Origin of the sequence: Mesobacillus jeotgali (genome assembly GCF_900166585.1) — a bacterium.
Taxonomy (GTDB): Bacteria; Bacillota; Bacilli; order Bacillales; family Cytobacillaceae; genus Mesobacillus; species Mesobacillus jeotgali_A.
Genome location: NZ_FVZC01000005.1, coordinates 46,717 through 66,908, shown reverse-complemented (window position 1 = coordinate 66,908; position 20,192 = coordinate 46,717). Strand labels below are relative to the sequence as shown.

The window sequence follows — 20,192 nt, the reverse complement described above, 5'->3', positions numbered from 1 at the left end:
CCAAATAGTCTGGTGGCGATGGCGAGAAGGTCACACCCGTTCCCATACCGAACACGGAAGTTAAGCTTCTCAGCGCCGATGGTAGTTGGGGGTTTCCCCCTGTGAGAGTAGGACGCCGCCGGGCACATGAAAGAACAGCTGTAATGGCTGTTCTTTTTTTGTGCATGGAAAAGGATTTCCTAATCAAAATTCAAAACCATTTTTATTGAGCTGGTCGATATCTTCGTAAAAGTGGTCGATATATTGCTGAAAGTGATCGATATATTTAAAAATCCACCGATATATCCCAAAAAGTGCTTGATAAAATCAAAAAATCGCCAATAAAACCCAAATCTTAAGATTATATACCACTCCCTACCCCCCTTTTTAACATGCTGAATCCTGGGAACCGCAACAATATGTTAGCCAATAAACTGCATTGTCTATGTATCTTTGATCAGTAATTGTCCATATCCCCCAAGTACGATTCTTCTAATTACCGGCATATTAGTCACTTTAATCTGCCCAGCCCATATCCTATAATGCAACGAAAAAATGTCATTTCCTTTCCTCATATCAAGTTTCCGCGGCCTCTTAAATGGGTATAATAACCATCACAACCCCATTGGCATGTTTTGGCATACATAATTTTGGCGAAAATAATTCAAGATGCATTAATTGCAACCAAAAAAGTTTTTTTGTATAATTAATGTCAAATATAGTCAAAGTCAGATTGGGGGAGGTTTAGTGAGGAATATATCGGACATCATTGAGAATTATCTTAAGCAGGTTTTGGAAATGAGCGATAAGGATATCTTGGAAATCAAGCGAAGTGAAGTCGCCGATAAATTTCAGTGCGTGCCGTCCCAGATCAATTATGTCATCAATACAAGATTTACGATTGAACGAGGCTATCTTGTTGAGAGTAAACGGGGTGGCGGCGGCTACATTCGGATTATCAAAGTGCAGACTTATGATCATGCACACCTGATTGATGATTTACTATCTTTGATTCGGACGAGAATTTCGCAAAGCAGTGCTGAAGATGTTATCTACCGTCTTGTCGATGAAGATGTAGTCACGGACCGTGAGGCAAAAATCATGCTAAGTGTGCTTGACAGGTCTGTCCTGTATATTGAGCTGCCACAGCGTGATGAGCTGCGAGCGAGAATGTTGAAGGCGATGCTAATGGCATTAAAGTATAAATAATACCCAAGGAGACAAAGAGGTGAGGGCATGATCTGCCAAGAGTGTAATCAAAGGCCGGCAACGCTGCACTTCACGAATTACTCGAATGGAGAAAAATCGGAATTGCACTTGTGTGAAAAGTGTGCACAGGGAAAAGGCGATTTGTTTATGATGAACAACGGGCCTGCTTTTTCGATCAATAGCTTGCTGGCCGGGTTATTGAATATGGAGCCTGCTTTTCCAGCTCAAAAGAAGGATGCTTTTGAAAGTGAACAAGTTACCCAGTGCCCGCAGTGCTCAATGACATTTTCGCAGTTTGTGAAAGTAGGCAGGATTGGCTGTGCCACATGCTATGATGCGTTTCGTGAGCAAATGACCCCGATTGTGAGGAGGCTCCATAGCGGTAATTCTGCACATCATGGAAAAATACCGAAAAGGATCGGCGGTGACCTTCATTTAAGGAAGACAATTGATCATCTTAAGCAAACCCTGAAGAGCCAAATCTCCTCGGAGGAATTTGAAAAAGCCGCCGAGACGAGGGATCAGATAAGGGAACTTGAGAGGAAATTGTCAGCAGGTCAAGAGGGAGGGGAGTAGCCTTGTCATTGGAGAAGTTCATAAGTCAGGCTGTCAGTTCCTGGATGAGTGACGATGGGCCTGATTCAGATATTGTCCTAAGCTCTCGAATCCGCTTTGCACGTAACCTTGATGAATATAATTTTCCCACATTGTTCACCAATGGAGAGGCAGAGGCGGTCATCGATGCGATCATGGAATGTACCAGTCAGACTTCTGCGGCTCGTTTTGGACAGCTGGAATTGATTAAAATGGATGAGATACCACCTTTGAAGAAAAGGGTGTTGGTCGAGAAGCATTTAATTAGCCCGCATCTAGCGGAAAATGCCCTTCATGGTGCCGTCCTTTTATCGGAGAATGAAGAAATCAGTATCATGATTAATGAAGAGGATCATATAAGGATCCAATGTTTGTTCCCGGGCTTTCAGTTAAGCGAGGCTTTGAAGGCCGCCAATGAAATTGATGACTGGCTTGAAGAGTATGTCAATTATGCTTTTGATGAAAAATTCGGCTACCTGACCAGCTGCCCAACCAATGCAGGTACTGGTTTGAGGGCATCAGTGATGATGCACCTGCCCGGTCTTGTTCTGACGCAGCAAATGAACCGGATTGTCCCGGCGATTAACCAGCTGGGTTTGGTGGTAAGAGGTATTTACGGCGAGGGCAGTGAAGCACTTGGCAATATTTTTCAAATATCGAACCAGATCACACTCGGAAAATCAGAAGAAGATATAGTCGATGATCTCAAAAGTGTCGTAAGCCAGATAATATCTCAGGAAAGGTCTGCGCGGGAAGCATTAGCGAAGACTTCGAACATACAATTAGAAGACAGAGTGTTTCGGTCGTATGGAACACTTGCGAACAGCAGGATCATTGAGACAAAGGAAGCTGCCCGCTGTCTTTCTGATTTAAGGCTAGGAATAGATATGGGTTATATAAAAAATATATCGAAATCGATTTTGAATGAATTGATGATTTTAACTCAGCCGGGGTTTTTGCAGCTTTTTGCGGGAGGACCTTTAAGACCGAATGAACGGGATATCCGCAGAGCTGCTTTAATAAGAGAACGATTGAAAATGGAGACCAAAGAAGAGTCAGGAGGATGATCTTATGATGTTTGGACGATTTACAGAGAGAGCGCAAAAAGTATTGGCACTCGCACAGGAAGAGGCAATCCGCCTTGGACATAACAATATCGGGACAGAACACATCTTACTTGGCCTTGTGCGTGAAGGCGAAGGCATTGCTGCAAAAGCGCTTTATGGCCTTGGGCTGGGCGCAGAGAAGATCCAGAAGGAAGTGGAAAACCTGATTGGCCGCGGCCAGGAAACTTCCCAGACAATCCATTATACTCCCAGAGCCAAAAAGGTTATTGAACTTTCGATGGATGAAGCGAGAAAGCTTGGTCATTCATATGTAGGCACAGAGCATATCCTCCTTGGATTAATTCGTGAGGGAGAGGGCGTTGCAGCCAGGGTACTGAACAATCTTGGTGTCAGCCTGAATAAAGCACGTCAGCAGGTCCTTCAGCTGCTTGGCAGCAATGAGACCTCCGGGCACCAGGGAGGCGGTACGGCTAATGCCAATACTCCGACACTTGATAGTCTGGCGAGAGATCTGACAGCAATCGCAAGGGAAGGCAGCCTTGATCCGGTAATCGGCCGAAGCAAGGAAATCCAGCGTGTCATTGAGGTGCTAAGCCGCCGTACCAAGAACAACCCGGTCTTGATAGGGGAGCCAGGAGTCGGTAAAACAGCTATCGCTGAAGGATTAGCTCAGCAAATCGTAAATAATGAAGTGCCTGAAATCCTTCGTGACAAGCGCGTCATGACTCTTGATATGGGTACCGTAGTAGCGGGAACTAAATACCGTGGTGAATTCGAGGACCGTCTTAAAAAGGTGATGGATGAAATCCGCCAAGCTGGAAACATCATTCTGTTCATTGATGAGCTCCACACACTGATCGGTGCTGGCGGTGCTGAGGGTGCGATTGATGCGTCCAATATCCTCAAGCCTTCATTGGCTCGTGGAGAGCTGCAGTGTATCGGTGCTACTACACTTGATGAGTACCGTAAATACATCGAAAAAGATGCTGCCTTGGAGAGACGTTTCCAGCCGATTACTGTCGATGAGCCAACTGCAGAAGAATCAGTACAAATCTTAAAAGGTCTTCGTGACCGCTATGAAGCTCATCACAGAGTATCGATTACGGATGAAGCAATCGAAGCGGCGGTAAAACTGTCTGACCGTTATATTTCAGACCGTTTCCTTCCGGATAAAGCGATCGATCTGATTGACGAAGCCGGTTCCAAGGTTCGACTTCGCTCATATACAACACCGCCAAACCTTAAGGAACTTGAAGTAAAGCTTGAGGAAGTGCGAAAGGAAAAGGATGCTTCAGTCCAAAGCCAGGAGTTTGAAAAAGCGGCTTCACTGAGGGACACAGAACAGCGTCTGCGAGAGCAGCTTGAAAATACGAAGAAATCCTGGAAAGAGAAGCAAGGCAAGGAGAATAGCGAGGTTACCGTGGAAGACATCGCCAACGTTGTTTCCAGCTGGACGAATATTCCTGTTTCGAAGCTGGCACAAACGGAAACAGATAAGCTGTTGAACCTTGAAGAAATCCTTCACTCACGTGTAATCGGACAGGATGAAGCGGTTAAGGCAGTCTCAAAAGCTGTCAGACGTGCGCGTGCGGGCTTAAAGGATCCTAAGCGTCCGATTGGGTCATTCATCTTCCTTGGGCCAACAGGTGTTGGTAAAACGGAATTGGCGAGAGCACTTGCTGAGTCCATGTTTGGCGATGAGGATGCGATGATCCGTGTCGATATGTCCGAGTACATGGAGAAGCATTCGACGTCTCGTCTGGTCGGCTCACCTCCGGGTTATGTAGGATATGATGAGGGCGGCCAGCTAACAGAAAAAGTCCGCAGGAAACCGTATTCAGTTATCCTGCTTGATGAAATAGAAAAAGCACATCCAGATGTGTTCAATATCTTACTGCAGGTCCTTGAGGATGGACGCTTGACAGATTCTAAAGGACGCACAGTCGATTTCCGCAATACCATCATGATCCTGACTTCGAATGTTGGTGCTGAAGCATTGAAGCGTAATAAATATGTCGGCTTCAATATTCAGGATGGAGAACAGGATTACAAAGATATGAAGGGCAAAGTCATGGAGGAGCTAAAAAAGGCCTTCCGTCCGGAATTCCTGAACCGTATCGATGAAATCATCGTCTTCCATGCCCTTGAGAAACCACATCTGAAAGAAATCGTGACACTGATGTCAGACCAGCTTGTGAAGCGTTTGAGAGAACAGGAAATCACGCTTGAACTCACAGATGCGGCGAAAGATAAGATTTCGGAGGAAGGATATGATCCGGAATACGGCGCTCGTCCATTGCGCAGGGCAATCCAGAAGCACATCGAAGACCAACTGTCGGAAGAATTGCTGAAAGGAACAGTCCTGACAGGGCAGAACGTTGTTATTGATGTCGAAGAAGGCAAGTTCGTCGTCAAGACTCCTGAAGGGTCTGCAAAGTCTTAATATCGATTAAAATGTAAATACAAGGGGTATACGTACAAAATGCGTGTACCCCTTTTTTCTAAATTACTTATGGTTTTGGAAAAAGAATGGAATTGACACAACAGGATATGAACATAATTTAATAGAGGCCGGTGTCTTTATTCAGGAATAATATCCTTCAATCGCTATCATTTCTTTTATTGCTTGTTTAGCTTTATTATAGAGATAACTACTTTTTTACTGAGAGGCAAAGAAAATGGCTAAAAGAAAAACGAAATTCATGTGCCAGGAATGCGGCTATGAATCTCCCAAATGGATGGGGAAATGTCCGGGCTGCGGACAATGGAATAAGATGGTTGAGGAAGTCGAAAGCACCGGTTCTGCAAGAAGAGGAGCTTTCGCCAATACAGGGAATACGGGTGTCGCTGCCAAGGCAACTCCAATTACCTCTATTGAAACAGTCAGCGAGCCGAGAATTACGACAGATTCGAATGAATTAAATCGTGTTCTGGGCGGAGGCGTTGTCAGAGGGTCGCTTGTATTGATCGGAGGGGACCCGGGTATCGGGAAATCGACTCTTCTGCTTCAGGTATCCTATCAGCTGGCGAAAAAAGCTCATACCGTTCTTTATATTTCAGGTGAGGAATCAATGAGGCAAACAAAGCTGCGTGCTGACCGCCTTGGTGTCACATCTGACAATCTGCTTGTATATTCGGAAACAAATCTGAATGAGATCAGCCTGACAATTGAAAACAGCAACCCGGATTTTGTCATCGTTGATTCAATCCAGACGATTTTCCACCCGGAAGTCACGTCTGCACCGGGAAGTGTGTCCCAGGTCAGGGAATGTACAGCCGAGCTAATGCGAATTGCGAAAACAAAAGGGATCGCCATATTTATAGTCGGCCATGTGACAAAGGAAGGTTCGATTGCCGGTCCAAGGCTGCTTGAGCATATGGTGGATACTGTTCTTTATTTCGAGGGAGAAAGGCACCATACATACAGGATTCTCAGGGCGGTAAAAAACCGTTTTGGTTCGACGAATGAGATGGGCATTTTTGAGATGAAGGAAGCGGGCCTTGAAGAAGTCGCAAACCCTTCAGAAATCTTTTTGGAAGAAAGATCACAGGGAGCTTCAGGTTCTACGGTTGTAGCGTCAATGGAAGGCACCAGACCTGTACTGGTTGAGATTCAGGCGCTGATTTCGCCAACTAGTTTTGGGAACCCGCGGCGAATGGCTACCGGGATAGACCATAACCGGGTATCGCTGTTGATGGCGGTTTTGGAAAAAAGGGTTGGATTGCTTCTGGCCAATCAGGATGCGTATCTGAAGGTAGCTGGCGGGGTGAAGCTGGATGAACCAGCAATTGATCTTGCTGTGGCGGTTAGCATTGCATCCAGTTTCAGGGATAAGCCGACACGGGCTTCTGATTGTATCATCGGCGAGGTTGGCCTTACCGGAGAAGTCAGAAGGGTTTCAAGAATTGAGCAACGTGTCCAGGAAGCGGCGAAACTTGGTTTTGAAAGAATTATTTTACCCGAAAATAATCTAGGCGGATGGACTCCTCCACCGGGTGTGGAATTGATTGGTGTGTCATCTGTCAGCCATGCACTAAAAGTCACCTTAGGGGGTTGATGGATTGGAACAAAACGAACTTGAGGAAAAAGAGTTAGGTGAAATTCTCCGGTTTATCGCTCCTGGAACACCTCTAAGGGATGGAATTGATAATGTACTTCGTGCCAATACAGGCGGGCTGATTGTTTTTGGCTACAACGAAAAGGTGAAAAATCTCGTGGACGGCGGCTTTGAAATCAACTGCCGATTCAGTCCCAGCTTTCTCTATGAACTGGCGAAAATGGATGGCGCAATCATCCTGAACGAGACGGGCAGCAAAATCCTGTTTGCCAATGCCCAGCTTGCTCCGGGTACGGATGTCCCGTCAACCGAAACGGGGATGAGGCACAGAACGGCGGAACGTGTGGCGAGACAGACAAAGGCTCTTGTCGTTGCGATTTCCCAGCGGAGAAATGTCATTACCCTGTACCAGGGAAACCTTCGCTATGCCTTGAAGGAAATCGGCGTCATTTTGACCAAGGCCAATCAGGCAATCCAGACGCTGGAGAAGTACAAAGTGGTTCTCGAGCAGGGCATTACCAATTTGGGAGTCCTGGAGTTTGAAGACCTAGTCACCTATAATGATATACTTCAGGTTATCCACCGATTTGAAATGGTGCTGAGGATCAAGACAGAGCTTTTGACCTACCTGAGCGAACTTGGTCAGGAAGGGAGGCTGATCCGCCTCCAGATGCAGGAGCTGTTATCTGAGATAGAAAAAGAAGCACTGCTGGTGATCAAGGATTATTCTGCTGATACAGAGGTAAAGGCAGATGAAGTGATGGCGAGATTCCAGGATTTATCAAAGGCTGGGGTCATAGAGGATTCTACAATCCTAAAGCTGCTCGGACATCAGGGGTATGTGCACATGGACGAATTTATCTGTCCAAGAGGGTATCGGATGCTCAATAAGATTCCAAGGCTGCCTATGGTCATTGTTGAAAATCTGGTCAAACGATTTGGGAAATTCACGAATATGATTTCAGCTTCAGTGGAGGAGCTTGATGATGTCGAGGGTATTGGTGAAGTAAGGGCTCGCAAGATCAAAGAAGGTTTTAAACTCATCAGGGATCAGCTGATGGCTGATCGGCAAATGTAATCCAAACATTGGCGGCCTGCTATTAATTGACACTGCCATGTGCCGGTGCTAATTTAAAGAAGAGATTAACTCCTATCGGGAGATTGGCAATCTAAAAAGCTCTTTGATTTTTTCGAAAGGGAAATATTAATAGTCTGTTCTTTTGAAAATGTAGACAAATAACGTAACCTTTGCATAGGTTGAAACGTATAAACCTTTGGGTATAAAAAATGATTGAAAAATGTTTCAATCAGCAGGGTTTCAAAAATTGGAAGTTGTTTATAATGATTAAAAGGAGGTGAAAGGATGTTAAGACGTATCATTCAAGCCTGCTTCCTGATCATTGGGGGAACGCTTGGTATATTCTTAATTCCTGATTTATTAATATTGATGAATGTGGAAGATATGACTCTCATCAATAATCCTTATGTTACCGCTGTTTTGGGCGCACTTATTTTTTATCTTCTTACTTTTTGGGCCGTAGATCCTGTGACCAATTTCGTGAAGTGGGCTGAAGAGTCGCTAATCAAAGCGCCAATAACGGATGTCCTGTTCGGCAGTGTCGGACTTTTCTTCGGTCTGCTTGTGGCATTTCTGATTGGTTTTGCTTTAAACGCGATCCAGGTGCCGGTAGTGAATACAGTTGCCCCAACACTTTTGACCCTTTTATTTGGTTATTTAGGGTTCCAGGTCGGCTTCAAAAAGCGTGATGAGCTGCTGGGCTTGTTCTCCAAGTCGAAGAAAAAGGGCAGTGAAGAAGAGCTGGAAAAAGAAGAGCGTGCAAGAGAGTGGAAAATTCTCGATACCAGTGTGATTATTGACGGAAGGGTTGCCGATATCTGCCAGACTGGATTCCTTGAAGGTGTCATTGTCATCCCGCAATTTGTCCTCGAAGAATTACAGCATATTGCCGATTCATCGGATGTGCTGAAACGGAACCGCGGCCGCCGCGGATTGGACATCCTTAACCGCATCCAAAAGGAACTTAAGATTAAGGTTGAGATTTATGAAGGGGACTTTGAAGACATCCAGGAGGTCGACAGCAAGCTAGTAAAGCTGGCAAAGCTGACAAATGGTGTTGTCGTGACGAATGACTTCAATCTAAACAAGGTATGTGAATTGCAGAAGGTTGCTGTGTTGAATATCAATGATCTTGCCAATGCAGTAAAACCTGTTGTCCTTCCTGGAGAAGAATTGAGCATCCAGGTGATCAAGGATGGAAAAGAGCATAACCAGGGCATTGCATATCTTGATGACGGTACAATGATCGTAGTCGAAGAAGGCCGTGACTATATCGGAAAGCGCATTGATGTGCTTGTAACAAGTGTGCTGCAGACTTCTGCAGGAAGAATGATTTTCGCGAAACCGAAACTCTTGGAAAAAAGCATAATCAGTTGATTTATAAAAGATAAAACAGCCTTTATGGGCAGTTGATCCCCGCTTCCTTCCCCGGTTCCTTGAAGGCATGAAGCAGGGCTTCGGCTGCCCCTTCGTATGTTAAGGGTAATTTTTTACAGATATAATGTATTTAGCAGAAAAATAGATAGGAGTTTTTGTTATGCATTATCAGGTCATTATCCCTGCGGCTGGTCAGGGCAAAAGGATGGGCGCAGGAAAAAACAAGCTGCTGCTCACTTTGGAGGCCATCCCGATCCTCATTCATACGCTTAAGGTGTTTGAAGCCGATCCTGAGTGTTCGGGCATCATTCTCGCCATCCATCCCGATGATGAGCAAGAGTTTAATTCTTTATTGAAAGAGTATGGTATACATAAGGTATCTTCACTGGTCACTGGCGGAAAAGAAAGGCAGGACAGTGTCTACAACGGACTGATGGCAGTAAGCTCCGTGAATGGGGTTGTTCTCGTACATGATGCCGCCCGCCCGTTCATTAAAATTGAAACGATCCGCAAACTTGTGGATGCAGCAAACAAAGATGGCGGGGCTATCGTGGCTGTTCCGGTTAAAGATACCATCAAAAAGGCGGCCAACAACCAGGTAGCAGAAACCGTAGAGCGCTCAAGCCTTTGGGCTGTCCAGACCCCACAGGCTTTTCGGGTTTCCGTTTTACTCGAAGCACATAACAAGGCTGCACGGGAACGATTCATCGGTACAGATGAATCAAGCCTGGTCGAAAGAATCCCTCACCCAGTCAGCATCATAGAAGGAGACTATGATAATATAAAGCTGACAACGCCAGAAGATTTATATTTTGCCGAAGCCATTCTGCGCAAGCGGAAAGAATCCGGTGTTTGATAATAGACGGAAAAAATAGCATTTTTAAAAGGAGTTATCATTATGTTTCGAATTGGACAAGGTTTTGATGTGCATCAACTGACGGAAGGCCGGCCGCTGATCATCGGCGGAATTACGATACCATATGAAAAAGGGCTTCTTGGACACTCTGATGCAGATGTACTGTTGCATACTGTTGCGGATGCATGCCTGGGGGCAATTGGCGAAGGAGATATCGGCAGACATTTCCCTGATACTGACCCGGAATTCAAGGATGCAGATTCCGCAAAACTGCTTCAACATGTATGGAATATTGTGAAGGAAAAAGGCTATGAACTTGTCAACATCGATTGCACAATCATCGCCCAGCAGCCGAAAATGGCGCCGCATATTCAAGCGATGCGGGAAAGAATTGCTGGATTGCTGGAGGGTACTCCAGACCAGGTGAACGTAAAGGCGACGACAACTGAAAAACTGGGATTCCCGGGGCGGGGAGAAGGGATCGCATCCCAGGCAACCGTACTATTGAAGCAGACTGAGAAATAAATTGAAGGCAGCTTGATAAGCCACTTCCGCTTTATATATCGATAGTGATACAATAATGGACAGCAATATTAGAGGAGGATTCACTATGTCAGCAGATATCCGGGTGCGTTACGCACCGAGTCCGACTGGACATTTACATATCGGGAATGCCCGTACAGCATTATTCAATTATCTATTCGCACGCAACAGAGGCGGAAAGTTCATCATCCGCATCGAAGATACAGATAAGAAACGCAATATCGAAGGCGGAGAGCAGAGCCAATTGAAGTACCTTCAGTGGCTTGGAATCGACTGGGATGAGAGTGTCGATGTTGGCGGAGAATATGGACCGTACCGTCAGTCAGAGCGTAACCATATTTACGAGAAATACAATCAGGAGCTTTTGGAGAAAGGCCATGCCTATAAGTGCTATTGCACAGAGGAAGAGCTTGAGGCTGAGCGTGAAGAACAGGCAGCCCGCAATGAAACCCCTCACTATTCTGGCCGCTGCCGCAACCTGACAGCAGAACAGAAGGAGCAGTTTGAAAAAGAAGGGCGCCAGCCTAGCCTTCGTTTCAAGGTACCGGCAGGCAAAATCCTTAAGTTTGATGATATGGTAAAAGGCGACGTTAGTTTTGAGTCAGATGGAATGGGTGATTTTGTCATCGTCAAGAAAGATGGCACGCCTACTTATAACTATGCAGTTGTCCTCGACGACCATTTAATGAAGATTTCCCATGTTCTTCGCGGAGATGATCATATCTCCAATACCCCGAAGCAGCTTGTCATTTATGAAGCATTTGGCTGGGAGCCGCCTATATTTGGCCACATGACGCTGATCGTCAACGAAAGCCGCAAGAAGCTTAGCAAGCGTGATGAATCGATTATCCAGTTCATCGAACAGTATGAGGAGCTTGGCTACTTGCCTGAAGCATTGTTTAACTTCATTACCCTGCTTGGATGGTCTCCATCAGGCGAGGAGGAGATCTACACAAAGGAAGAGTTTATCGAAATTTTCGATCCGGCAAGGCTTTCAAAGTCTCCGGCGTTATTTGATCAGCAGAAGCTTGCCTGGATGAATAACCAGTATATGAAAAAAGCTGATCTGGACCGGGTTGTTGAGCTTGCACTTCCACATCTCATCAAAGCGGGCAAAGTCAGCGAGAATCGTACGGAAGAAGAGGATGCCTGGGTTCGCGGCCTCATCTCTTTGTATCACGATAAAATGAGCTTCGGAGCAGAAATCGTTGAGATGTCTGATTTATTTTTCCGCGATGAGGTAAACTATGACGAAGAGGCAAAAGAAGTTCTTGCAGGTGAGCAGGTTCCAGAAGTGCTGAAAGCGTTCCTTGGTGAAATCGAGCAGATCGAAGAGTTCAAGGCAGACGCAATCAAAGCGGCAGTAAAAGCTGTCCAGAAGGGCACAGGCCATAAAGGCCAAAAGCTGTTCATGCCAGTTCGTGCGGCTGCGACCGGACAGACTCATGGACCGGACCTGATGCTCGCCATGGAACTGATCGGAAAAAACAAGGTTAAGGAAAGAGTCCAGAAGCTTTTAGGCTAATAACTTTTTTAAGATGTTTTAGTTAACAGAAACATAAAAATGTAATATAGTAAGAGTAATTCTATATAACTAAAGTGTTGAAGAGGAAAAGTAGAAGGATGACGCTTATTAGAGAGAACCATCACCGGCTGAAAGTGGTTCAGGCCTCTCATTTTTTGAAATGCGCCTCAGAGTCCCTGTGCGAAAAGGCAAACATAGCCACAGTAGTATTGGGCGGGACCTCCCGTTAACAGGTTAAAGTTGAGGCCGCGCCTTTCAAACGCGCAGCCTAAACAGAGTGGAACCGCGCATACCAAGCGTCTCTGTCGTTTACGACAGGGGCGCTTTTTTATATGGTGTACTGGCCGGCGGGTGGAACATGTGCCCGAAAAGGCTGGATTCAGGAGCTGACGGTCACATAAACGAGGAACATGTGCCCGAAAAAGCCGGAGGAGCAAGATTTCGGTCACATAAACGAAGAACATGTGCCCGAAAAAGCCGGAGAAGTAAGATTTCGGTCATATAAACGAAGAACATGTGCCCGAAAAAGCCAGAGGAGCAAGATTTCGGTCACATAAACGAGGAACATGTGCCCGAAAAAGCCGGAGGAGCAAGATTTCGGTCACATAAACGAGGAACATGTGCCCGAAAAAGCCGAAGGAGTAAGATTTCGGTCATTAAAACGAAGAACATGTGCCCGAAAAAGCCGGAGGAGTAAGATTTCGGTCATTAAAACGAAGAACATGTGCCCGAAAAAGCCGGAGGAGTAAGATTTCGGTCACATAAAAGAGGAACATGTGCCCGAAAAAGCCGGAGGAGCAAGATTTCGGTCACATAAACGAAGAACATGTGCCCGAAAAAGCCGAAGGAGTAAGATTTCGGTCATTAAAACGAAGAACATGTGCCCGAAAAAGCCGGAGGAGCAAGATTTCGGTCACATAAACGAGGAACATGTGCCCGAAAAAGCCGGAGGAGTAAGATTTCGGTCATATAAACGAAGAACATGTGCCCGAAAAAGCCGAAACAGCAAGGTGACGGTCACAAAAACGGTGAATATATGCCCGAAAAGTCTGAAACAGCAAGATTTCGGTCACATACATCCAAAGCAATCAGGTTATAGCCGAATCTCGGCTCTAAAGGTGCTCGCAACCAGAGCGAAAATGCAATGGAATTTTATTAAAAAGGAGGATTTCAACATGTTTAAAATGATGAAGGAAGATATAGAAGTTGTATTTGATCAAGACCCTTCTGCCAGGAGCGCGCTTGAAGTGATTTTGACTTACGCGGGATTGCATGCGATCTGGTCCCATCGTTTGGCGCATGCTTTCTACAAGCGCAAGTTTTATTTTATTGCAAGGGCTATCTCGCAGATCAGCCGCTTTTTCACCGGGGTTGAAATCCATCCGGGAGCAAAGATTGGCAGAAGGTTCTTCATCGATCACGGAATGGGCGTCGTCATTGGCGAAACATGCGAGATTGGTGATAATGTCACGGTATTCCAGGGGGTGACCCTGGGCGGTACCGGCAAGGAAAAGGGCAAACGCCACCCGACGGTGAAAGACAATGCGCTGATAGCGACTGGCGCAAAGGTATTAGGCTCTATCACGATTGGGGAGAATTCCAAGGTTGGCGCAGGATCAGTTGTTCTGAAAGACGTACCGCCGAACTCCACTGTTGTGGGCATCCCGGGTAAAATCGTCATTCAGGATGGGATCCGAGTCAAAAAGGATTTCAATCATCGCGATTTGCCGGATCCTGTAGCAGATCGATGTCATGAAATTGAAATGGAACTGGTTAAATTAAGAAAAGAACTTGAACTGGTCAAAATAAAAGAAGAGCTTGAAGCTGTGAATCAAGGAAGGGGCATGGGAAATGGGAATTAAAATCTATAATACACTTACTCGAAATAAAGAAGAGTTTATCCCGCTAGAAGAGGGAAAGGTTAAGATGTACGTCTGCGGACCTACTGTCTATAACTATATCCACATTGGAAATGCCCGCCCGGCAATTGTTTTTGACACAGTGCGCCGCTATCTGGAATTCCGCGGATATGATGTCAGATATATCTCTAATTTCACCGATGTGGATGATAAACTTATCAAGGCTGCGAACGAGCTCGGTGAAGATGTACCGACAATCGCTCAACGATTCATCAATGCCTATTTTGAAGATGTTCATGCACTTGGCTGCAAAAAGGCCGATGCCCACCCGAGGGTAACTGAAACTATGGATTTGATCATTGAGTTTATAAGCGCGCTAATTGAAAAAGGCTTTGCTTATGAGTCTGGCGGTGATGTCTATTACCGCACGAGGGAATTCAATGGATATGGGAAGCTTTCCCACCAGTCCATCGAAGAACTAAAAGTAGGAGCGAGAATCCAGATCGGTGAAAAGAAACAGGACGCTCTGGATTTTGTTCTTTGGAAAACGGCAAAGGAAGGTGAGATTTCATGGGATAGTCCGTGGGGCAAAGGCCGTCCGGGCTGGCATATCGAGTGCTCGGCGATGGCCCGTGAATATCTGGGAGATACAATCGATATCCATGCAGGAGGACAGGACCTCGCATTTCCTCACCATGAAAATGAAATCGCCCAGTCAGAGGCACTGACAGGAAAGACATTTGCCCGTTACTGGATGCATAATGGCTATATTAATATCGATAATGAAAAGATGTCCAAGTCACTTGGCAACTTTGTCACAGTCCATGACATCATCAAGCTTCATGATCCGCAGGTATTAAGGTTCTTCATGCTGTCTGTGCATTACCGTAACCCAATCAATTACAGTGAAGAGCTGCTTGAAAATACAAAGGCTGCCTTTGAACGGTTGAAGACTTCTTACCAAAACCTGAAGCATCGTATGGATGCAAGCGCTGAACTGACCGATAATAATCAGGAATGGCTTGACAAAATCGCTGCACTCCGCGGTCAGTTTATCAAGGAAATGGATGACGATTTCAATACAGCGAATGCTGTATCCGTTCTGTTTGACCTATCCAAACTCTCCAATCTGTACTTGATGGAGAAAAATACTTCTGCAGAAGTGATCAGGTCATTCGTGAATGAATTTGAAACTTTGTTTGGCGTGCTTGGTCTATCTCTGAAGGATGAAGAGCTCTTGGATGAAGAAATCGAGGCACTGATCGAAAAAAGGACGCAGGCACGGAAGGAACGGAACTTCAAGCTGGCAGATGAAATCCGTGACCAGCTGAAGGAAATGAAGATCATCATCGAGGACACTCCGCAGGGCATCAGATGGAAAAGAGGCTAAAATGATGCTGCATTACGAAAAAAGAGTGGATGAAAAACAACTGAACAGCCTTGCGCTTGCTTATATGGGTGATGCGGTGTACGAACTGTATGTCCGGCATCACCTGCTGCATAGCGGAAAGGTTCGGCCAAACCAGCTGCACAAGGAAGCGACCGCATATGTATCAGCAAAAGCACAGGCGAAATATCTCCATAAGCTAATGGAAATGGATGAGCTGTCAGAAGAAGAAATGGCAATTGTAAAAAGGGGCCGCAATGCGAAGTCAGGGTCTGTCCCGAAAAATACAGATGTCCAGACATACCGTTACAGCACAGCCTTTGAAGCCTTGATCGGTTATTTGCATCTAGCGGGCAATGAGAAACGGATTGAAGAGCTGATTACGACAGTATTTTCACTTGCTGAAGAATAGATAGGAGGAAGGGTTCCAGATGAGCCAGAAACAGAAGCAAAATCAGAGCCGGAACACCAGGCGGAAACATGACGACGATAAAAACCGAAAACCTGCCCGGAATGCAGCGCCGAAACCTGATGACAGACCTAAGAGAAAACCTGCCAGGAACCAGGATCAAAATCAGAATCATGATACAAAGCGTGTCCAGAAAACAAGTGCTGGACGTGACAACAGGCAAAGGCAAAATCCTGACCAGTTGCTGGAACAAAACGAAAACCAGGATTACATCATCGGAAAAAACCCGGTCATCGAAGCATTGAAATCAGATCGTGATATCAATAAAATTTTGGTTGCCGAAGGTTCACAGAGCGGACAGATGCAGCAAGTAATCGGAATGGCAAGGGAAGCAAATGTCATGGTCCAGTTCGTTCCGAAAAAGAAAATTGACCAGCTGGCAGATGGCAATCATCAGGGCGTCATCGCCCAGGTTGCTGCTTATGAATATGCAGAGATCGATGATCTTTTTGCAGCTGCTGAGAAAAAGAATGAATCGCCATTCTTCCTGCTCCTCGATGAAATCGAAGACCCGCATAATCTCGGCTCAATCATGAGAACGGCAGACGCGACGGGTGCACATGGCATCATCATTCCGAAACGACGGGCAGTCGGGTTGACTTCAACAGTCGCAAAATCCTCGACAGGTGCCATCGAATACATTCCGGTTGTCAGAGTCACGAATATGGCACAGACAATCGACGAACTGAAGGAACGAGGTGTCTGGATCGCCGGAACTGATGCATCCGCAAAACAGGATTATCGTCAAATGGATGGCACATTGCCACTGGGTCTTGTTATCGGAAGCGAAGGAAAAGGAATGGGAAGGCTCATCCGCGATAAATGTGATTTCCTTTTAAGCATGCCAATGGTTGGGCATGTTACATCCTTGAATGCATCAGTTGCCGCGGCGCTTTTGATGTATGAAGTTTTCCGCAAACGGCAGCCGCTAGGGGAATAAGCATGGATATCCTGCTGGTAGACGGCTACAATATTATCGGCGCGTGGCCGGAACTGGTCAGTCTGAAGAAGAAAGAACTCTCTGCGGCCAGGGACAGGCTGGTGGAAGTCATGGCTGAATACCAGGCTTACACCGGCTATCGCGTCATAATCGTTTTTGACGCTCATTTTGTATCAGGAACACAAAAAAAGTACAAGAACTACAAGGTGGAAGTTATTTTTACAAAAGAAAATGAAACTGCCGACGAGCGGATTGAAAGGCTCGCGATCGAGCTCAGCAACCGCAAAACGCAAATTCATGTAGCCACTTCTGACTATACCGAACAATGGGCGATTTTTGGACAGGGAGCCTTAAGGAAGTCGGCAAGGGAGCTCCTCAATGAAATGAATCTCATCAGTAAAAAAATAGAAAAATCGGTTAAAGTGATCCAGGAAAAGAAGCCAAGCGCAAAGATTCCGCTTACAAAAGAAGTGGCAGAAATTTTTGAAAAATGGCGCAGAGGGGAGCAATGACCTGTTGACGCCTTAAAAAAGCCTGCTGTATAATATTTCTAACTGTATAGCGGGCGGGGGGATCGAAATGAGTGCTGACATCGGGAATCGTTTAAATGACGCTTATTTATTGCTAGAGGATGAAGAAATTGTTGAAGCAGTGCACAGAGGAGAAAGTGATGCGCTTGATTTTCTGATTCACAAGTACAGGAACTTTGTTCGCGCGAAGGCGCGGTCCTATTTTCTGATTGGTGCTGATAAAGAGGACATTGTGCAGGAAGGTATGATCGGTTTATATAAAGCGATCCGTGATTTCCGAGAGGACAAGCTCACATCATTCAAGGCATTTGCCGAATTATGCATTACCCGTCAGATCATCACGGCCATCAAGACGGCCACAAGGCAAAAACATATCCCGCTAAATTCATATGTATCCCTGGACAAGCCCATTTATGATGAGGAATCGGACAGGACACTGATGGATGTTTTATCCGGGGCAAAAGTGATGGATCCCGAAGAGTTATTCATCAATCAGGAAGAATTTGATCAGATTGAAGTGAAAATGTCAGAGCTGCTGAGTGACCTCGAACGAAAAGTGCTCGCATTATATTTGGACGGACAATCCTATCAGGAAATTTCCGAAGAGCTGAACCGCCATGTCAAGTCAATCGATAATGCGCTTCAGCGCGTGAAGCGAAAGCTTGAAAGGTATCTTGAACTCAGAGAACTGTCAGTATAGGTGAAATTGACGAAAAATAGCCATAAAACTGACTTTTAATCTCAGAACCCCTTATTGACACAATCTATCAGCCATGTTATCTTTTTAAAGATATAATAGATGGCGGTTTCATAGAGCAAGACTGGAACCAGCCTGTTAAAGCGGGTGTAAGTGTCAATGAACAACAAAGTGACTCTTGCTTGTCAGGAATGCGGTTCCCGCAATTATTCCACCACGAGCAACAAGCAAACGCAGACGGAACGGCTGGAGCTGAAAAAGTACTGCAGCAACTGCGGTGCCCATACAGTTCATAAAGAAACGAAATAAGGCTTTCAGATAGATCATCATATGGAATTCCGATAAGTTGGAGGTTACAAAATGCAGCGCATCACTAATTTTTTCAGTGAAGTTGGACGTGAAATGAGGAAGGTCAGCTGGCCTAGACGCAAGGAACTGACTCGTTACACAATTACAGTTTTGTCTACAGTTGCTTTTGCTGCTATATTCTTCGCAGTGCTAGACCTTGGTATTTCTGAATTGATTCGCTTAATTCTTGAATAACCACTACGCACTCATGGTATAATGGAAAATATAAACGCAGGACAAGTTTAAAAGCCCGTATAACGGGTTTTTTATTTGCTTGAAAAAATTCGCATTCAATGTCATGGCTGAAAGAACAAATGGCTGAACATTTGGAAATGGGGAGGGACGGACGATTTAGTCCTCGATAATGGAAAAGAACTGGTATGTAGTTCATACTTACTCAGGCTACGAGAACAAGGTTAAGACAAATCTTGAGAAGCGTGTTGAAACAATGGGCATGCAAGATAAGATTTTCCGAGTGATCGTTCCTGAAGAAGAAGAAACAGATTTCAAAAATGGTAAAAAGAAAGTTGTCAAAAGAAAGACTTTCCCTGGTTATGTCCTGGTAGAGTTGGTCATGACAGATGATTCCTGGTATGTTGTCCGCAACACTCCGGGTGTCACAGGCTTCGTCGGCTCTTCAGGTGCAGGATCAAAACCTACTCCTCTATTGCCGGAAGAAGTAACCTTCATCCTTAAGCGCATGGGTGTTGAAGAGAAGAGAGTGGATGTGAACTTCGAGCTTGGCGAGACCGTACAAGTCAGCGAAGGGCCATTCGCAAACTTCACGGGCACAATCGAAGAGATCGACAAGGATAAGGCTAAGCTTAAAGTTCTTGTTAATATGTTCGGCCGCGATACTCCGGTTGAGCTTGAATTTTCACAGATTGAAAAATTATAATTTGAAATAGCTTGAAATCAACTTTAAAAAGTGTTAATATTTCATAGGTCAGTATGTCTTGGACGATTGACAGATATATGTCAAGTTCTTTATTTTATATAAAGACTTTTGTTATGAGTGGGAGGGGAAAATCCCCTATTACCACATCACGGACTTTAAGGAGGTGTGTCTCGTGGCTAAAAAAGTAATTAAAATGGTTAAATTGCAAATCCCTGCTGGTAAAGCCAATCCGGCACCACCAGTTGGACCTGCACTAGGTCAAGCCGGTGTTAATATCATGGGATTCTGTAAGGAATTTAACGCTCGTACAGCTGATCAAGCTGGATTGATCATTCCTGTTGAAATCACGGTTTTTGAAGACCGTTCATTTACATTTATTACGAAAACTCCTCCTGCTGCAGTTCTTTTGAAGGTAGCAGCTGGAATCCAGTCTGGTTCTGGTGAACCAAACCGTAATAAAGTAGCAACAGTCAAGCGTGAGAAAGTACGTGAGATTGCTGAACAGAAAATGCCTGACCTAAACGCAGCTAGCGTTGAAGCAGCAATGCGCATGGTTGAAGGTACTGCACGCAGCATGGGAATCACTATCGAAGACTAATTTCTGCTGCAGAGGATTGATGGGTTGCGAAGCTGAATTAGATTTCACTCGCAACCTTTTGTCTGATACGGCGCCTATATGGCGCCTTCGCTTTTAAAGCTCTGACACTTTTGATGTGTCACCGCGTTTCGTTGTCTAGCTATGGCGCAGAGGCGCCTGTGCTTTTCATCGTGTCTAGCT

General features: G+C 45.4%; 20 protein-coding genes, 1 rRNA gene and 1 other annotated feature. All 21 genes read left to right on the top strand.

The features are described 5' to 3' along the window. Nucleotides 1-8 precede the first annotated feature (8 nt). The 21 genes from rrf (at nt 9) to rplK (ending at nt 20,012) form a co-directional block, all read left to right on the top strand. Nucleotides 9-124, top strand: a 5S ribosomal RNA gene (rrf, locus tag B5X77_RS00995). A 602-nt stretch (nt 125-726) separates the two neighbouring features. After that, nucleotides 727-1,188, top strand: a complete 462-nt coding sequence (locus B5X77_RS00990; RefSeq protein ID WP_079504302.1) for a CtsR family transcriptional regulator — start codon at nt 727-729, stop codon at nt 1,186-1,188. Nucleotides 1,189-1,215: 27 nt separating this feature from the next. Further along, the gene (locus tag B5X77_RS00985) at nt 1,216-1,764 is read left to right on the top strand and encodes a UvrB/UvrC motif-containing protein (RefSeq protein WP_079504301.1); all 549 of its coding nucleotides are present in this window, start codon (nt 1,216-1,218) and stop codon (nt 1,762-1,764) included. A 2-nt stretch (nt 1,765-1,766) separates the two neighbouring features. Continuing rightward, nucleotides 1,767-2,849, top strand: coding sequence for a protein arginine kinase (locus tag B5X77_RS00980; RefSeq protein WP_079504299.1), 1,083 nt, complete (start codon nt 1,767-1,769; stop codon nt 2,847-2,849). 4 nt (nt 2,850-2,853) lie between these two features. Further along, complete coding sequence (clpC, locus tag B5X77_RS00975) at nt 2,854-5,292, top strand: ATP-dependent protease ATP-binding subunit ClpC (RefSeq protein ID WP_079504297.1); 2,439 nt, start codon at nt 2,854-2,856, stop codon at nt 5,290-5,292. Nucleotides 5,293-5,527: 235 nt separating this feature from the next. Then, the gene (gene radA, locus B5X77_RS00970) at nt 5,528-6,907 is read left to right on the top strand and encodes a DNA repair protein RadA (RefSeq protein ID WP_079504296.1); all 1,380 of its coding nucleotides are present in this window, start codon (nt 5,528-5,530) and stop codon (nt 6,905-6,907) included. 4 nt (nt 6,908-6,911) lie between these two features. Then, nucleotides 6,912-7,985 carry a DNA integrity scanning diadenylate cyclase DisA gene (gene disA / locus B5X77_RS00965; RefSeq protein ID WP_079504295.1) on the top strand — a complete coding sequence of 358 codons (1,074 nt, stop codon included), beginning with the start codon at nt 6,912-6,914 and terminating at the stop codon, nt 7,983-7,985. Nucleotides 7,986-8,270: 285 nt separating this feature from the next. Further along, complete coding sequence (locus B5X77_RS00960) at nt 8,271-9,362, top strand: PIN/TRAM domain-containing protein (protein ID WP_079504294.1); 1,092 nt, start codon at nt 8,271-8,273, stop codon at nt 9,360-9,362. Nucleotides 9,363-9,522: 160 nt separating this feature from the next. Further along, nucleotides 9,523-10,218: a 2-C-methyl-D-erythritol 4-phosphate cytidylyltransferase gene (ispD, locus tag B5X77_RS00955; RefSeq protein WP_079504293.1), complete on the top strand. Its 696-nt coding sequence runs from the start codon at nt 9,523-9,525 to the stop codon at nt 10,216-10,218. A gap of 42 nt (nt 10,219-10,260) precedes the next feature. After that, nucleotides 10,261-10,743, top strand: coding sequence for a 2-C-methyl-D-erythritol 2,4-cyclodiphosphate synthase (gene ispF, locus B5X77_RS00950; RefSeq protein ID WP_079504292.1), 483 nt, complete (start codon nt 10,261-10,263; stop codon nt 10,741-10,743). Nucleotides 10,744-10,828: 85 nt separating this feature from the next. After that, nucleotides 10,829-12,286 (top strand): glutamate--tRNA ligase, encoded by a 1,458-nt coding sequence (gene gltX / locus B5X77_RS00945; RefSeq protein WP_079504291.1) that lies wholly within the window; start codon nt 10,829-10,831, stop codon nt 12,284-12,286. Between the two features lie 68 nt (nt 12,287-12,354). Then, nucleotides 12,355-12,593: a binding site (T-box leader), on the top strand. Nucleotides 12,594-13,461: 868 nt separating this feature from the next. Further along, nucleotides 13,462-14,148: a serine O-acetyltransferase gene (gene cysE / locus B5X77_RS00940; RefSeq protein ID WP_079504307.1), complete on the top strand. Its 687-nt coding sequence runs from the start codon at nt 13,462-13,464 to the stop codon at nt 14,146-14,148. Continuing rightward, entirely contained in the window at nt 14,138-15,535 is a 1,398-nt protein-coding gene (gene cysS / locus B5X77_RS00935; protein WP_079504290.1) for a cysteine--tRNA ligase, read from the top strand. The genes cysE and cysS overlap by 11 nt, the downstream gene beginning before the upstream one ends. A 4-nt stretch (nt 15,536-15,539) precedes the next feature. Next, the gene (locus B5X77_RS00930; protein WP_079504306.1) at nt 15,540-15,944 is read left to right on the top strand and encodes a Mini-ribonuclease 3; all 405 of its coding nucleotides are present in this window, start codon (nt 15,540-15,542) and stop codon (nt 15,942-15,944) included. 241 nt (nt 15,945-16,185) lie between these two features. After that, a complete protein-coding gene (rlmB, locus tag B5X77_RS00925; RefSeq protein ID WP_079504305.1) occupies nt 16,186-16,941 on the top strand; it encodes a 23S rRNA (guanosine(2251)-2'-O)-methyltransferase RlmB in 756 nt (251 codons plus the stop codon). A 2-nt stretch (nt 16,942-16,943) separates the two neighbouring features. Next, the gene (locus B5X77_RS00920) at nt 16,944-17,453 is read left to right on the top strand and encodes an NYN domain-containing protein (RefSeq protein ID WP_079504288.1); all 510 of its coding nucleotides are present in this window, start codon (nt 16,944-16,946) and stop codon (nt 17,451-17,453) included. Between the two features lie 67 nt (nt 17,454-17,520). Next, entirely contained in the window at nt 17,521-18,171 is a 651-nt protein-coding gene (gene sigH, locus B5X77_RS00915) for an RNA polymerase sporulation sigma factor SigH (protein ID WP_079504287.1), read from the top strand. A 156-nt stretch (nt 18,172-18,327) separates the two neighbouring features. Further along, complete coding sequence (gene rpmG, locus B5X77_RS00910) at nt 18,328-18,477, top strand: 50S ribosomal protein L33 (RefSeq protein ID WP_079504286.1); 150 nt, start codon at nt 18,328-18,330, stop codon at nt 18,475-18,477. A gap of 51 nt (nt 18,478-18,528) precedes the next feature. Continuing rightward, on the top strand, nt 18,529-18,711 hold the full coding sequence (gene secE, locus B5X77_RS00905; protein ID WP_079504284.1) for a preprotein translocase subunit SecE: 183 nt from the start codon (nt 18,529-18,531) through the stop codon (nt 18,709-18,711). A gap of 169 nt (nt 18,712-18,880) precedes the next feature. Continuing rightward, nucleotides 18,881-19,414: a transcription termination/antitermination protein NusG gene (nusG, locus tag B5X77_RS00900; RefSeq protein ID WP_079504282.1), complete on the top strand. Its 534-nt coding sequence runs from the start codon at nt 18,881-18,883 to the stop codon at nt 19,412-19,414. Between the two features lie 172 nt (nt 19,415-19,586). Continuing rightward, nucleotides 19,587-20,012, top strand: coding sequence for a 50S ribosomal protein L11 (gene rplK / locus B5X77_RS00895; RefSeq protein WP_139378273.1), 426 nt, complete (start codon nt 19,587-19,589; stop codon nt 20,010-20,012). Nucleotides 20,013-20,192 lie beyond the last annotated feature (180 nt).